At 38.5% G+C, this 14506-nt stretch carries 11 protein-coding genes; 10 read left to right on the top strand and 1 reads right to left on the bottom strand.

Annotation, left to right across the window (positions count from 1 at the left end):
• Positions 1 to 94 precede the first annotated feature (94 nt).
• The 7 genes from SanJ4206_RS05585 (at position 95) to SanJ4206_RS05555 (ending at position 8829) form a co-directional block, all read left to right on the top strand.
• Complete coding sequence (locus SanJ4206_RS05585; RefSeq protein WP_003029272.1) at positions 95 to 3196, top strand: DNA polymerase III subunit alpha; 3102 nt, start codon at positions 95 to 97, stop codon at positions 3194 to 3196.
• An 82-nt stretch (positions 3197 to 3278) separates the two neighbouring features.
• Positions 3279 to 4289 carry a 6-phosphofructokinase gene (gene pfkA / locus SanJ4206_RS05580; RefSeq protein ID WP_003042339.1) on the top strand — a complete coding sequence of 337 codons (1011 nt, stop codon included), beginning with the start codon at positions 3279 to 3281 and terminating at the stop codon, positions 4287 to 4289.
• Between the two features lie 58 nt (positions 4290 to 4347).
• A complete protein-coding gene (gene pyk, locus SanJ4206_RS05575; protein WP_003024114.1) occupies positions 4348 to 5850 on the top strand; it encodes a pyruvate kinase in 1503 nt (500 codons plus the stop codon).
• A 155-nt stretch (positions 5851 to 6005) separates the two neighbouring features.
• Positions 6006 to 6563 carry a signal peptidase I gene (gene lepB, locus SanJ4206_RS05570; protein WP_037582678.1) on the top strand — a complete coding sequence of 186 codons (558 nt, stop codon included), beginning with the start codon at positions 6006 to 6008 and terminating at the stop codon, positions 6561 to 6563.
• Positions 6564 to 6705: 142 nt separating this feature from the next.
• On the top strand, positions 6706 to 7347 hold the full coding sequence (locus SanJ4206_RS05565) for an amino acid ABC transporter permease (RefSeq protein ID WP_003042803.1): 642 nt from the start codon (positions 6706 to 6708) through the stop codon (positions 7345 to 7347).
• Between the two features lie 9 nt (positions 7348 to 7356).
• Positions 7357 to 7986, top strand: coding sequence for an amino acid ABC transporter ATP-binding protein (locus SanJ4206_RS05560; protein ID WP_003029281.1), 630 nt, complete (start codon positions 7357 to 7359; stop codon positions 7984 to 7986).
• A 9-nt stretch (positions 7987 to 7995) separates the two neighbouring features.
• Entirely contained in the window at positions 7996 to 8829 is an 834-nt protein-coding gene (locus SanJ4206_RS05555; protein WP_003029282.1) for an amino acid ABC transporter substrate-binding protein, read from the top strand.
• Positions 8830 to 9089: 260 nt separating this feature from the next.
• Here the strand turns inward: SanJ4206_RS05555 and SanJ4206_RS05550 are convergent, their stop codons facing one another.
• Entirely contained in the window at positions 9090 to 10292 is a 1203-nt protein-coding gene (locus SanJ4206_RS05550; RefSeq protein ID WP_022525000.1) for a cation diffusion facilitator family transporter, read from the bottom strand.
• A 153-nt stretch (positions 10293 to 10445) separates the two neighbouring features.
• Between SanJ4206_RS05550 and pcrA the strand changes: the two genes are divergently transcribed.
• From pcrA to SanJ4206_RS05535, 3 genes are read left to right on the top strand one after another with little or no spacing between them, the layout of a single operon-like run.
• A complete protein-coding gene (gene pcrA, locus SanJ4206_RS05545) occupies positions 10446 to 12728 on the top strand; it encodes a DNA helicase PcrA (protein ID WP_022524999.1) in 2283 nt (760 codons plus the stop codon).
• A gap of 19 nt (positions 12729 to 12747) precedes the next feature.
• Positions 12748 to 13146 (top strand): NUDIX domain-containing protein, encoded by a 399-nt coding sequence (locus SanJ4206_RS05540; protein ID WP_003029288.1) that lies wholly within the window; start codon positions 12748 to 12750, stop codon positions 13144 to 13146.
• A 24-nt stretch (positions 13147 to 13170) separates the two neighbouring features.
• Positions 13171 to 14070, top strand: coding sequence for a helix-turn-helix transcriptional regulator (locus tag SanJ4206_RS05535; protein ID WP_022524998.1), 900 nt, complete (start codon positions 13171 to 13173; stop codon positions 14068 to 14070).
• Positions 14071 to 14506: the final 436 nt, after the last annotated feature.

The raw sequence follows: 14506 nt of genomic DNA, 5'->3' as shown, positions 1-14506 counted from the left end.
GCAAGCCTTTAGAAAAAACTTCTATTATTTTTTCTTTAGCAAGCAAGCCAGAAATTTAGTATAATAGAAAAAAGAAGAATCAAAGGAGGATGCCGTGGTTGCTCAATTAGATACCAAAACTGTTTATACATTTATGGATAGTTTGATTTCTATAAAAAAATATGTAGAAACAGCTAAAAATTTAGGCTATCAAACTCTAGGGATAATGGACATTGACAATCTCTATGGAGTTTATCATTTCATGGAAACGGCGATCGAGCAAGGAATTCAGCCGCTTTTAGGCGTGGAAATGACCTTGGATTACGCTGGACTTCCTCTTAATCTTCGCTTTCTAGCTCTTGATAGTCAAGGGTATCGCAATTTAATGAAACTTTCTACTTTAAAAATGATAAGAAAAAGCAAGTGGGAAGAATTTCAGCATTTATTGGAAGGAATAGCGGTTATTGTGCCTGTGTTTGAGGGCATTGAAGCCTTAGACTTGGGAAGAGAGTTTTATATTGGCGTATTTCCTGACACTCCTAAGCAGGCGTTTCCTCATGCAACCTTGCCTTTGCAGACAGTTCGCTATTTTGATACAGGGGATTTAGAAACCTTGCAAATGTTATGTGCCATTCGTGAAAATAGTAGCTTGCGGGAAGTTGGAAATTTGCCAAATCACGACTACCTCTTATCACCTGAGCAATTCACACAATCCTTTCAAGAAAATTATCCAGAAAGTCTGGATAATTTAAAGCAGCTAGTTGCAGGTATTCATTACGAAATCAATACAGAGTTGAAATTACCACGTTTTAATCCAGAACGACCAGCAATAGAAGAATTACAAGAACGAGCAGAAGCAGGGCTAGAGAAAAAAAGGCTGAATAGTCTGGTTTATAAAGAGCGATTGCAGCAAGAGCTGTCTGTCATCCACCAAATGGGTTTTGACGACTACTTTTTGATTGTCTGGGATTTATTGCGCTTTGGTCGCAGTCAGGGATATTATATGGGCATGGGACGTGGTTCTGCCGTTGGAAGCCTAGTTGCCTATGCGCTAGAGATTACAGGGATTGATCCTGTCGAAAAGAACCTCCTTTTTGAGCGTTTTTTAAATGTGGAACGTTATACTATGCCCGATATTGATATTGACATTCCTGATGTCTATCGTCCAGAATTTATCCGCTATGTCCGCGATCGTTATGGAACCATGCATGCAGCTCAAATCGTGACCTATTCGACCTTTGGAGCTAAGCAAGCGATTCGTGATGTTTTTAAACGCTACGGTGTTCCAGAGTATGAATTGACCAATATTACCCGTAAAATCAGTTTCCGTGATAATCTGACATCTGCTTATGAAAAAAATATGTCTTTCCGTCAGATTATCAATAGTAAGCTGGAATATCAAAAAGCTTTTGAAATTGCGAAAAGAATTGAAGGAAATCCTCGTCAAACCTCTATCCATGCAGCAGGTGTCGTGATGAGTGACAATGACCTGACAGATCACATTCCACTTAAATATGGGGAAGATATGTATATCACGCAATACGATGCGCATGGTGTTGAGAGTAACGGTCTGCTCAAGATGGATTTCCTTGGCTTGCGCAATCTAACCTTTGTCCAACGAATGAAAGAAGCAGCTTTGGAGAAATACGGTGTCGCTATTGATATTGCAAAGATTAACTTAGAAGACACAGCAACCTTGCAGCTCTTTTCTGCTGGCAGAACCAAAGGGATTTTTCAATTTGAGCAAGCAGGCGCCATTAACCTTTTGAAACGAGTGCAGCCAACTCAATTTGAAGAAGTGGTTGCAACAACCTCACTCAATCGTCCAGGAGCTAGTGACTATATAGATAATTTTGTCAGAAGAAAGCATGGACAAGAAAAAGTAGAAATACTGGACTCAAGTTTGGAAGACATCTTGGCGCCAACTTACGGCATTATGCTTTATCAAGAGCAAGTAATGCAAGTAGCGCAACGGTTTGGGGGCTTTTCACTCGGAAAAGCTGACATTTTACGTCGTGCTATGGGTAAGAAAAATGTTGTTGAAATGCATAAAATGGAAGCAGAGTTTGTCACAGGAGCTCTCGAACTTGGGCATTCTGAAACTAAAGCAAAAGAAGTATTTGCAGTTATGGAAAAGTTTGCAGGTTATGGCTTCAACCGTAGTCACGCTTATGCCTATTCTGCACTTGCTTTTCAGTTGGCTTATTTTAAGGCACATTATCCTGATATTTTCTTTGATATTATGCTGAATTATTCAAGCAGTGATTACATCACAGATGCGCTAGAATTCGACTTCCAAGTTGCTTCTTTAAATATCAACAATATTCCTTATAGAGATAAGTTTCAAGACAAGCAGATTTATTTAGGGTTAAAAAATATCAAAGGTTTACCACGTGATGTTGCTTATTGGATTATTGAAAACCGCCCATTTACAAATGTTGAAGATTTTATTTTGAAGTTGCCAACGCAATATCATAAGGTTCAGTTGATAACCCCTTTGGTACAAGTCGGTTTGTTTGATGTATTTGAAAAGAATCGCCAAAAAATCCTACAAAATCTTCCGAACTTATTTGTCTTTGCAGATGAGCTGGGCAGTCTTTTTGCAGATACAAATTATAGCTGGACAGAAGCAGAGGATTATACAGAAGCAGAAAAATTTGAGTTAGAAAAAGAAATTATCGGTATCGGTTTGAGCGAGCATCCCTTGGTAAAACTTGCAAAATCTGCTACTCAAGCCTTTACCCCTATTCAAGACTTGGTTGAAAACAATCATGCAACGATTTTAGTAGAGATTTTGTCCATTCGTGTTATCCGTACCAAAACGGGTGAAAATATGGCCTTCTTACAAGTGAGTGATGCTAAAAGAAAAATGGAGGTAACAGTCTTTCCAGATGCTTTTAAACAGTTCAGCAAAGGTTTGCATGAAAAAGGTTTCTATTATCTGACTGGTCGGGTTCAAAAACGCGAGGAGCGTTTGCAGTTAATTTTAAATGATTTGCAGGAAGCTATCACCGAACGTTTTTGGATACAAGTAGAAGATCATGAAAGCGATGCAGCAATATCTGCTATTTTACGACAATTTCGAGGAGATATTCCGGTTGTTCTTCGATATGAAAATGAAAGAAAAACAGTAGCAATTACTCAATATCGTGTTCAAAAATCAGAGAAATTACAAGAAGAATTGAAAAAAATAACCATGAAAACGATTTATCAATAAAAAATTAGGAAAAAAGAAGAATTTTGGTTTTGATTGTGGTATAATCAAGGGTGAATGTAAAAAGAAAAAGGAGCACAAACGAATGAAACGTATTGCTGTTTTGACTAGTGGTGGTGATGCCCCTGGTATGAATGCTGCTATCCGTGCAGTTGTTCGTAAAGCAATTTCAGAAGGAATGGAAGTTTACGGTATCTATGACGGTTATGCCGGTATGGTTGCTGGTGAGATCTATCCACTTGATGCTGCATCAGTTGGAGATATTATTTCACGTGGTGGTACTTTCCTTCACTCAGCTCGTTATCCAGAATTTGCCCAATTAGAAGGACAATTAAAAGGGATTGAGCAACTTAAAAAACATGGTATTGAAGGAGTCGTAGTTATCGGTGGTGACGGTTCTTACCATGGTGCTATGCGTTTGACAGAACATGGTTTCCCAGCTGTCGGACTTCCTGGTACGATTGACAATGATATTGTTGGTACAGACTTCACAATCGGCTTTGATACTGCTGTAACAACTGCAATGGACGCCATTGATAAGATTCGTGACACATCATCTAGTCACCGTCGTACTTTTGTTGTTGAAGTAATGGGACGCAATGCTGGAGACATCGCTCTCTGGGCTGGTATTGCCACAGGAGCTGATGAAATCATCGTTCCCGAAGAAGGCTTCAAGATTGAAGATATCGTCGCTAGCATTAAACGTGGCTATGAAGAAGGTAAGAAACATAACATTATCGTTCTGGCAGAAGGTGTCATGTCGGCGAATGAGTTTGGCAAGAAATTGAAAGAAGCTGGTGATGTGAGTGACCTCCGTGTGACCGAACTTGGACATATTCAACGTGGTGGCTCACCAACTGCACGTGACCGTGTTCTTGCTTCACGTATGGGTGCTCATGCTGTTAGCCTTCTTAAAAAGGGCATTGGTGGTGTTGCAGTTGGTATTCGCAACGAACAAATGGTTGAAAATCCAATCCTCGGTACAGCAGAAGAAGGTGCTTTGTTTAGTTTAACTGAAGACGGCAAGATTATTGTTAATAATCCACACAAAGCTGATCTTGATCTCGCTAAATTAAACCGTAGCATTTCAATGTAATTTTAATTTGTTATCCTGGTCATAAAGACCATTAAATAAAAAGGAGTTTTCATATATCATGAATAAACGTGTAAAAATCGTTGCAACTTTAGGTCCTGCGGTAGAAATCCGTGGTGGTAAAAGATTCGGTGAAGACGGATATTGGGGCGAAAAACTTGACGTTGAAGCTTCAGCGCAAAATATCGCTAAATTGATCGAAGCTGGAGCTAACACTTTCCGTTTCAACTTCTCACATGGTGACCACGCAGAGCAAGGTGACCGTATGGCTACTGTTCATCGTGCTGAAGAAATTGCTGGTCAAAAAGTTGGTTACCTTCTTGACACTAAAGGTCCTGAAATCCGTACAGAATTATTTGAAGGCGATGCTAAAGAATATTCTTACAAAACAGGTGAAAAAATCCGTGTTGCAACTAAACAAGGTATCAAATCAACTCGCGAAGTTATTGCTTTGAACGTAGCAGGTGCACTTGATATCTATGACGATGTTGAAGTTGGAAAACAAGTTCTTGTTGATGACGGTAAACTTGGTCTTCGCGTTATTGCAAAAGATCCTGCTACACGTGAATTTGAAGTAGAAGTTGAAAACGACGGTATTATCGCTAAACAAAAAGGTGTTAATATTCCAAATACAAAAATTCCTTTCCCAGCACTTGCTGAACGTGACAATGACGATATTCGTTTTGGTCTTGAACAAGGAATCAACTTTATCGCTATTTCATTCGTACGTACTGCAAAAGACGTCAACGAAGTTCGCGCAATCTGTGAAGAAACTGGTAATGGACATGTGAAATTGTTCGCTAAAATCGAAAACCAACAAGGTATCGAAAACTTGGATGAAATCCTTGAAGTAGCGGACGGTATCATGATTGCTCGTGGTGATATGGGTATTGAAGTACCATTTGAAATGGTTCCAGTTTACCAAAAAATGATTATCACAAAAGTCAATGCAGCTGGTAAAATTGCGATCACAGCAACAAACATGCTTGAAACAATGACTGAAAAACCACGTGCGACTCGTTCAGAAGTATCAGACGTATTTAACGCTGTTATTGATGGAACAGATGCGACAATGCTTTCAGGTGAATCTGCAAATGGTAAATACCCACTTGAATCTGTAACAACAATGGCTACAATTGATAAAAACGCTCAAACTCTATTGAACGAGTATGGACGCTTGTCATCAGTTGACTACGCACGTAGTTCTAAAACAGAAGTTGTGGCTTCAGCTGTTAAAGATGCTACAAACTCAATGGACATCAAATTGGTCGTAACAATGACTGAATCAGGAAATACAGCTCGTTTGATTTCTAAGTATCGTCCAGATGCTGATATCTTGGCAATTACATTCGATGAATTGACACAACGTTCATTGATGTTGAACTGGGGTGTTATTCCAGTAGTAACTGAAAAACCTGCATCTACTGATGATATGTTTGAAGTTGCTGAAAAAGTTGCTCTTGAAAGTGGTCTTGTAGAATCTGGCGACAATATTGTGATTGTAGCTGGTGTGCCAGTCGGAACTGGTGGAACAAACACAATGCGTATCCGTACAGTACGGTAATCTATCTCATTCAGAAAAAACTAGTCTATCAATCCAACGATTATCTGATTGATAGGCTTTTTAGTTGCAAATGGGAGCAGAGATAACAGTTGACTTTCCTACCTTTGTTTATTTTCTGAAAACATGATATAATGAGTAGAAGAAGAGGAGAGACTATGGTTAAAAGAGATTTAATTAGGAATGTTATTTTTTTATCTATTGTTGTGGTAATCATTGCTTGTTTGCGAATTTTTATTTTTACACCATACAGGATTACTGTAAAAGATGCGAATCATTTTTTACAAGATAAAGATGTTGTTGTTGCCAATAAAAATGAAGAAATCAAAAGAGATGATTTTGTCTTGTACGAGGTGAAGGGAAAAGAGCATGTCGGACGTGTCATTGGTCTAGGAAATGACTCCGTTGTTTATATGGATGATGTTCTTTACTTAAATAATAAAATCAAGTCAGAAGATTATTTAACGAAGGCTAAGGAAGAATACTTAGCAAAAGCTACTAGTACAGGTTATTTCACTCATGATTTCACCATTCAGACATTAACTAAATCGAATGAAAATAAAATTCCAGCGCAGTCATATCTGATTCTGAATGATAATCGGCAAGATATGGAAGATAGTCGGAAGTTTGGCTTGATTACAGAGAAACAAATTAAAGGAGTTATCTCATTTAGAGTACTCCCGCTTAATCAATTTGGATTTATTAAAACAAAGTAGTTCAACTATTTTGTTTTTTTATTCTTTGAAAAATGAAGTTTTTGCGATATTTAGTAAAAATTTATGGATATATTTGCAAAAAGATGTTGAAAATATAAAAATTTTTGATATAATGATAAATATTTATTTAGGAGGTGTACGCATGAACTATATTTTTGAAGTTTTGCCAAGCTTATTGAATGGCGCATTGGTGACTTTACAAGTATTTGTTTTAGTCTTAGTTTTATCCATACCACTTGGAATTGTGATTTCCTTTTTAATGCAAGTCCACTTTAAACTGCTTCATTGGCTTATAAATATTTATATTTGGATTATGCGCGGTACACCTCTCTTGCTACAACTGATTTTTATTTATTATGTTTTGCCAAGCATTGGTGTGCGTTTGGATCGGCTTCCAGCGGCTATCATAGCATTCACGCTAAATTATGCTGCTTATTTCGCCGAAATTTTCCGTGGTGGGATTTTATCTATTCCAGCAGGGCAATATGAGGCGGCTAAGGTTTTGAAGTTTACACCATTTCAAACGATACGGTTTATTATTTTACCGCAAGTTGTCAAAGTGGTGCTTCCGAGTGTCTTTAATGAAGTGATGACGTTGGTAAAAGATACATCCCTTGTTTATGCGCTTGGTGTTTCCGACTTAATCTTGGCTAGTCGGACTGCAGCCAATCGTGATGCGAGTTTAGCACCGATGTTTATAGCAGGGGCTATTTACCTTGTCTTGATTGGTCTTGTGACGATTGTATCGAAGCAAGTTGAAAAGAGATATAGTTACTATAAGTAGGAGGCGCTTATGTTAGAATTAAAGAATATTAGCAAACGTTTTGGCGAAAAGCAAATTATTTCCGACTTGAATTTAAAGGTGCCAGAAAAGCAAATCCTTGCCATTGTAGGACCGTCTGGCGGCGGGAAAACGACATTATTGCGGATGTTAGCTGGCTTGGAAACAATTGATTCGGGTGACATTATTTATAATGGAGAAGAGCTGCCCTTGGATGAACTTGAAAAACGTAATTTATTGGGATTTGTGTTTCAAGATTTTCAGCTATTTCCACATTTAACGGTTCTTGAGAATTTAACTTTATCACCCATTAAAACAAAAAATGTCGCAAAAGAGGATGCAGAAAAGAAAGCAATTAGCTTATTGAACCGATTGGGGTTAGCAGAACATGTAAATGCTTATCCTTATTCTTTATCAGGTGGTCAAAAACAACGTGTAGCATTAGCTCGTGCGATGATGATTGACCCAGAAATTATCGGTTATGATGAGCCAACTTCCGCATTGGATCCGGAATTGCGTCTTGAAGTTGAAAAGTTGATTCTTCAGAATCGTGAGCTAGGAATGACGCAAATTGTAGTGACCCATGATTTGCAGTTTGCGGAAAATATCGCAGATACGATTCTTAAAGTTCAGCCTAAATAGGAGGAGAATATGAAGATAAAACGTTATGTTCTTGCGATCTGTGGTTTGATTCTTTTTTTGCTCCTTACAGCTTGTAGCAATGTTAGCAACCCTAAAGTAGATAATTGGTCAAAATACCAACAAAAAAAGAGCATTACTATTGGTTTTGACAATACATTTGTTCCTATGGGATTTGAGCAAAAAAATGGTCAATATGTTGGTTTTGATATTGATTTGGCAAATGCTGTCTTTAAAGAATATGGGATAAAAGTGAATTGGCAGCCGATTGATTGGGACATGAAAGAAACTGAGCTCACAAATGGAACGATTGATCTTATCTGGAATGGGTATTCGGCAACTGATGAGCGACGAAAGAAAGTACAGTTCACCATTCCTTATATGAAAAATGAACAAGTACTGGTTACTAAAAAATCATCGAACATTGCAAAAACAGCTGACATGAAGGATAAAATTCTTGGTGCTCAGACGGGTTCTTCGGGTTACGATGAGTTTGAAGCTCATCCGGAGCTTTTGAAGAATCTAGTTAAAAATCACAAAGCTGCTCAATATCAAAGTTTTACAGAGGCGTTGATTGATTTGCAAAATAGCCGGATTGATGGATTGTTGATTGACCGAGTTTATGCCAATTATTATTTAAAAGAAGAGGGGATTTTGCAGGATTATTATGTTTTCCCAGCCGGATTTGATAGTGAATCATTTGCAGTTGGCGCTAGAAAAACGGATAAGCAGCTCGTTGAAAATATAAACCAAGCATTTAAAAAATTATATCAAACAGGTCAATTTCAAAAAATAGCAGACAAGTGGTTTGGTGAGGATATTGTGGCAGATGAAGTCAAAAAATGAGAGAACATCTGATTGTTGCCCCAATCACCCACAGAAGAAGTAAAGACAAAACCCAAAGTTTTCGCTAGGAGTATCATCTTAGTGAGGGCTTGGGGTTTGATGATTTATTGATTGTGAGAAATGAGGGCCAAATTAGTTTGCTTTACTGATAAATTCCTAAAAATTATAGGCTGAGAATACTTTTATCTCAGCCTTATTTTTATAGCAAAATTCCTTATTAGCCTTGTGGGAGCGAGATAAGAAAGTCGGTTTCTATGGCATTACGACTGTTGTTCGCTCTCGTTTTTTCGTGTTTCCTGATGGAAAATATTCTGCCATGTTTCGTGACGACGCCAAAGGCTGGTATGAATAATCCCGTCTTCTTCGTAGCAAATTAGTTTGGTTTTTTGGCTGATAGAAGTTAATTGGAAATTTCTGATAGGAGATTGTTTTCCTTTTTCGATTTGAAATTCCTCTTTGTTCATTTGGCAGCCATCCTGAGAAATGTACACAAATTCAGGTGCTAGTAAATCCTCTAATTGGCTTCCCTGATCAACCAATTGCTCTCTCATAAAGAGCTTTCGATAAACATTGTCCAATATTTCATCTTCGGGGATAGGAGCAGGCTCAATGTGGATGTCAATATCAAAGACACCAAAGCGCTCTTTGAGCATATTTTCAACCTGATCGGCAATTTCGTGGCTTTCATAGACAGACAAGTCGGGATTCATTTCTAAAATGAGGTCAAGATAGATGTTGCTACCGTAGGTTCGCCCTCTTTGAGATTTAACACGGGAAATTTTAGGAATTTCTAAAATGGCTTCTTTGTATTCTTTTAAAAGATTTTCATCAAAGCCGTCTGATAGACTAAAAGAAGATTCCATGAAAATTTCATAAGCCGTTTTAAGGATGAAAAAGGTAATGACGATAGCGACCAGTTTATCTACAATCGGGAAATTGAAGGCGCTTGCGATGATTGCAATGGTTGTACCAAGCGAAGTAATAGCATCAGATAAATTGTCTTTGGCAGCTGCGTCGAGTGCTTTAGACTGAGCTTTTTTTGCTAAGGCTTTATTGTAAAAATACACTCCTGTCATGACCAAAGCGGAAATAATCCCGACGATGGCGCCTAAGGGATCGATAGTCGTTTCTTGGTTAGAGATGATTTTTTGAACGGTATCAATTAAAACATCAAATCCGACAAAAAACATGATAAGAGAAGTGATAAGGCTAGCTAAATCTTCAATTTTCCAGTGACCAAATTTGTGGTCCGTGTCAGCTGGCTTGCGTGCCATACGAAGTCCTATTAAAACGGCAATATTAGCAACAATATCTGAAACATTATTAAAACCATCGGCTGTCAAACTAGAGGATTGTAAGACAGATCCGGCAATGATTTTAGCAATGGATAAAACGATATAGGCTAGAATGGCTAAGATAGCACCACGCTCTGCGAGTTTAAGATTTTTTGCTGGATTATTCATGCTTTTTTCCTTTCAGAATGTTTATTATAACGCTTTTTAAATGATTTTTCAAACTTTTATGAGGAAGAACTAAAGCAAAGATTTTCTTTTCTAGTTTAGCTTATGAGTGATTTTTGTTATAATAGAATCACTGACTTTGAAAGAGGAAAAAAGATGAATCCCTTATTAACTGGTATGAATGACCGTCAGGCGGAGGCAGTTCAAACAACGGAAGGACCTTTACTGATTATGGCAGGAGCTGGGTCTGGGAAAACCCGTGTTTTAACTCACCGTATTGCTTATTTGATTGATGAAAAGTTAGTCAATCCTTGGAATATCTTAGCGATTACCTTTACCAATAAAGCAGCTCGTGAGATGAAGGAGCGTGCTTACACTCTCAATCCAGCAACAGAGGATTGCTTGATTGCGACTTTTCACTCAATGTGCGTGCGGATTTTGCGTCGGGAAGCTGACCATATCGGCTATAACCGCAATTTTACGATTGTCGATCCTGGCGAGCAGCGAACTTTGATGAAACGAATACTTAAAACGCTCAATTTAGATCCTAAAAAGTGGAATGAACGAGCTATTTTAGGGACGATTTCCAATGCGAAAAATGATTTGATTGATGAAGTGGCCTATGCAGCTTTAGCAGGAGACATGTACACAGAGATTGTAGCGAAATGCTATGAAATGTATCAAAAGGAACTCCGCCAGTCGGAGGCGATGGATTTTGATGACTTAATCATGCTGACCTTGCGGCTTTTTGATAAAAATCCAGATATGTTGACTTATTACCAGCAGCGCTATCAATACATCCATGTGGACGAGTATCAAGATACGAACCACGCTCAGTACCAACTGGTCAAACTGTTGGCTTCACGTTTTAAAAATATTTGTGTGGTAGGAGATGCCGACCAGTCTATTTATGGCTGGCGAGGTGCTGATATGCAGAATATCTTGGACTTTGAAAAGGATTATCCTGAAGCTAAAGTTGTTCTTCTGGAGGAAAATTATCGCTCAACTAAGACCATTCTGCAAGCTGCTAATGATGTTATCAAAAACAACCGCAACCGCCGTCCAAAGAATCTCTGGACACAAAATGCTGATGGTGAAAATATTGTTTATTATCGGGCTAATGATGAGCAAGACGAAGCTCTCTTTGTAGCTAAAACCATTGATGAGCTATCTAGCACATCTGACTATGTCTATCGGGATTTTGCTATTCTTTATCGAACCAACGCCCAATCTCGGAATATTGAGGAAGCTCTTCTAAAAGCTAATATTCCTTACACCATGGTGGGGGGGACTAAGTTTTATAGTCGTAAGGAAATTCGAGATGTCATCAGCTATCTCAATCTCATCGCTAATACTAGCGACAACATCAGTTTTGAGCGTGTTGTGAATGAGCCTAAACGGGGTGTCGGACCGGGTACAGTGGAGAAAATTCGTAATTTTGCAGCTGGTCAAGAGATGTCTCTTTTGGATGCTTCTTCACAGATTATGCTCTCACCTGTTAAGGGGAAAGCTGCTCAGGCTGTTTTTGACTTTGCCAATCTCATTTTGAATCTGCGCGAGCAATTGGACGAGTTGACCGTGACAGAAGTGGTAGAGCTGGTGCTTGAAAAGACTGGTTACACCGAGCAATTAGCAGCTCAAGCTACGCTGGAAAGTCAGGCTCGGATTGAAAATATCGAAGAATTTCTTTCTGTTACTAAGAATTTTGACGAAAATCCAGAAAATGATACTGAGGAAACTGGTTTGGACAGACTTAGCCGTTTTCTCAATGATTTGGCTTTGATTGCGGATACAGATGATGGTGATCAGGAAAGCTCAGAAGTGACACTTATGACGCTACATGCTGCCAAGGGATTAGAGTTTCCAGTGGTTTTCATTATCGGTATGGAAGAAAATGTCTTCCCACTTAGTCGCGCGGCTGAAGATGAAGATGAGCTAGAGGAAGAGCGCCGATTAGCCTATGTCGGAATTACTCGTGCTGAAAAAGTCTTGTTCCTAACCAATGCAAACTCGCGCCTGCTATACGGAAAAACCAATTACAATCGTCCAACTCGTTTTCTCAATGAAATTAACTCAAGCTTGCTAGATTATCAAGGCTTGGCTCGACCTGCTAATACATCCTTTAAAGCTTCCTATGTGAATGGCAAAGCTGTTCAGTTTGGTCAAGGAATGAGTCTCGCTCAAGCATTGCAGGAACGCAAGCGGCAAGCTGCACCGAGCAGCATTTCCTCGAGCCAGTTGCCATTTGGTAAGAATGTAGCTGCTAATCAGCCGACTATTGATTGGGCTATCGGTGATATTGCTCACCATAAAAAATGGGGGGACGGAACGGTATTGGAAGTGTCAGGCAGTGGCAGTAGCCAAGAATTGAAAATCAATTTCCCAGAGGTTGGATTAAAGAAACTGTTGGCAAGTGTTGCACCAATTGAGAAAAAGTGAAATCTAAGGGACTACTGCGATGAAATATTCCATTGAAGCCTGGATTTATAACCCGATTGCTAAGGAAATTTTGCTCTTAAAAGTTAAAATTGAACAACGTTCTTTCTGGCAACCGATTACTGGTGGTATTGAAAGTGATGAAAGTCCTGAAATAGCTTGTATTCGTGAGATTTTTGAAGAAGCGGGACTGGAAATCGAGCTAACAGAACTGTTGCAAATCGGTCATCACACAGTTGTTATTGATGAAGACTTGACCATTTTTAAAACACTTTTTCTTGTGGAAACAAAGCAAAAAGATATTCATATTTCTGATGAGCACATTGATTTTATGTGGACAGAAGTTAAAAATGTGCCTGATATATTGTACTGGCAGAGCAATCAAGAGACTTTTCAAAAGATTTTAGAGAAATTGAGATAAGGTATTCATGGAAAGGCACGGTCTATGATAGAGAGTAGATTATTTAGAATAGTGTATGTTCTTTTAGAAAGAGATAACGTTACAGCGAAGGAGCTGGCAGAACAATTTGAAGTATCTGTTAGAACGATTTATCGAGATGTTGACCGACTTAGCAGTGCGGGCATTCCAATCTACACCATGCAAGGCAGAGACGGAGGCATTCGACTGACGGAGGATTTTGTACTAAATAGTTCTTTGCTTAATCAATCAGAAAAAGAGCAACTGTTGGTTGCCTTACAAGGATTAGAGGTTACGGGTCTTCTGCATGAAAACGAGCTTTTGACCAAACTATCGACTTTATTTCAATTGAACCAACCAAACTGGATAGAAGTAGATTTTACTAGCTGGTCCAACGGCAAGAAATATGAAGAGCTGTTTCAGAATTTGAAAAATGCAATCATCAGTAAGCAAGTGATTTCTTTTTCGTATGTTAGCAACAAAGAAGAGTGCACCCAGCGTCAAGTAAAACCAGTTCGCCTGCTTTTTAAAGGACAATCATGGTATCTTCATGCATTTTGCTTAGTACGAAATGATTTTCGTTATTTTAAACTTTCTCGCATAAGCCAGCTAAAGCTTTTACCACAACATTTTGCAGATAACTTTGACAATGTGAGCTTGGAAAAAGAAGCGCGATCAGAAGAGGCCGTACGAGTCAAGCTGAAATTTAATAAAAAAGCTGCTTTCAGAGTATATGATGAACTGGATTGTCCAGTCAAAGAAGATGAGCAAGGAAATTTGTATGTAGATATAGAAATTCCAAATGATTATAGTCTGTACTGCTATATTCTCTCTTTTGGAGACAATGTGGAAGTGCTAGAGCCAACAAAGATTCGTGAGCAAATAACAGAAATGATTGAACGTATGGCACAAAAATATAAAAACTGATAGCAGTGTCTATTTTTTCAAGCTACAATGAAGTTGGGGCAAAAGTGCTCAGCTTCCTTTGTTTATATAGTCAAAATTATAAGACGCAGTAGTTTGGAGAAGCTCTATTGACTTTCGTCAATGTAGAGTTTCCCATGCACAATTGATTGGCACTAAAGTGCCTAATCAATCACTACTGAGTGGACTCAAATATGTTGATAAATCAAGTTTTACAACCCTTTTGACGTTAAGCTTCATTCCAACCTAGAAAGGTTCCCCAAACCTTTCGAGCTATGCGGAGGTGGGACGATGAAATCAAGTTTCTACGAAACTACTGATTTCTGTCTCGCTCTTTTATTTTTGTTTGACATTAGAATTGTCAGAATTTATAATATGAGTATAAATTAAATCATAGCATTGTTAGCCTATCATGAATTGTTTGACTAGGGTTCTTTAT

Origin of the sequence: Streptococcus anginosus (assembly GCF_001697145.1) — a bacterium.
GTDB classification, from domain to species: Bacteria; Bacillota; Bacilli; order Lactobacillales; family Streptococcaceae; genus Streptococcus; species Streptococcus hominis.
This window is presented reverse-complemented; position numbering and strand designations above follow the sequence as displayed.

Excerpts from the sequence above, each read along its gene's own strand:
- SanJ4206_RS05565 (WP_003042803.1), top strand. The coding sequence starts at position 6,706 with ATGAACTATATTTTTGAAGTTTTGCCAAGCTTATTGAATGGCGCATTG.
- SanJ4206_RS05555 (WP_003029282.1), top strand. The coding sequence starts at position 7,996 with ATGAAGATAAAACGTTATGTTCTTGCGATCTGTGGTTTGATTCTTTTT.
- lepB (WP_037582678.1), top strand. The coding sequence starts at position 6,006 with ATGGTTAAAAGAGATTTAATTAGGAATGTTATTTTTTTATCTATTGTT.
- SanJ4206_RS05540 (WP_003029288.1), top strand. The coding sequence starts at position 12,748 with ATGAAATATTCCATTGAAGCCTGGATTTATAACCCGATTGCTAAGGAA.
- SanJ4206_RS05550 (WP_022525000.1), bottom strand. The coding sequence starts at position 10,292 with ATGAATAATCCAGCAAAAAATCTTAAACTCGCAGAGCGTGGTGCTATC.
- SanJ4206_RS05560 (WP_003029281.1), top strand. The coding sequence starts at position 7,357 with ATGTTAGAATTAAAGAATATTAGCAAACGTTTTGGCGAAAAGCAAATT.
- pcrA (WP_022524999.1), top strand. The coding sequence starts at position 10,446 with ATGAATCCCTTATTAACTGGTATGAATGACCGTCAGGCGGAGGCAGTT.
- pyk (WP_003024114.1), top strand. The coding sequence starts at position 4,348 with ATGAATAAACGTGTAAAAATCGTTGCAACTTTAGGTCCTGCGGTAGAA.
- pfkA (WP_003042339.1), top strand. The coding sequence starts at position 3,279 with ATGAAACGTATTGCTGTTTTGACTAGTGGTGGTGATGCCCCTGGTATG.
- SanJ4206_RS05535 (WP_022524998.1), top strand. The coding sequence starts at position 13,171 with ATGATAGAGAGTAGATTATTTAGAATAGTGTATGTTCTTTTAGAAAGA.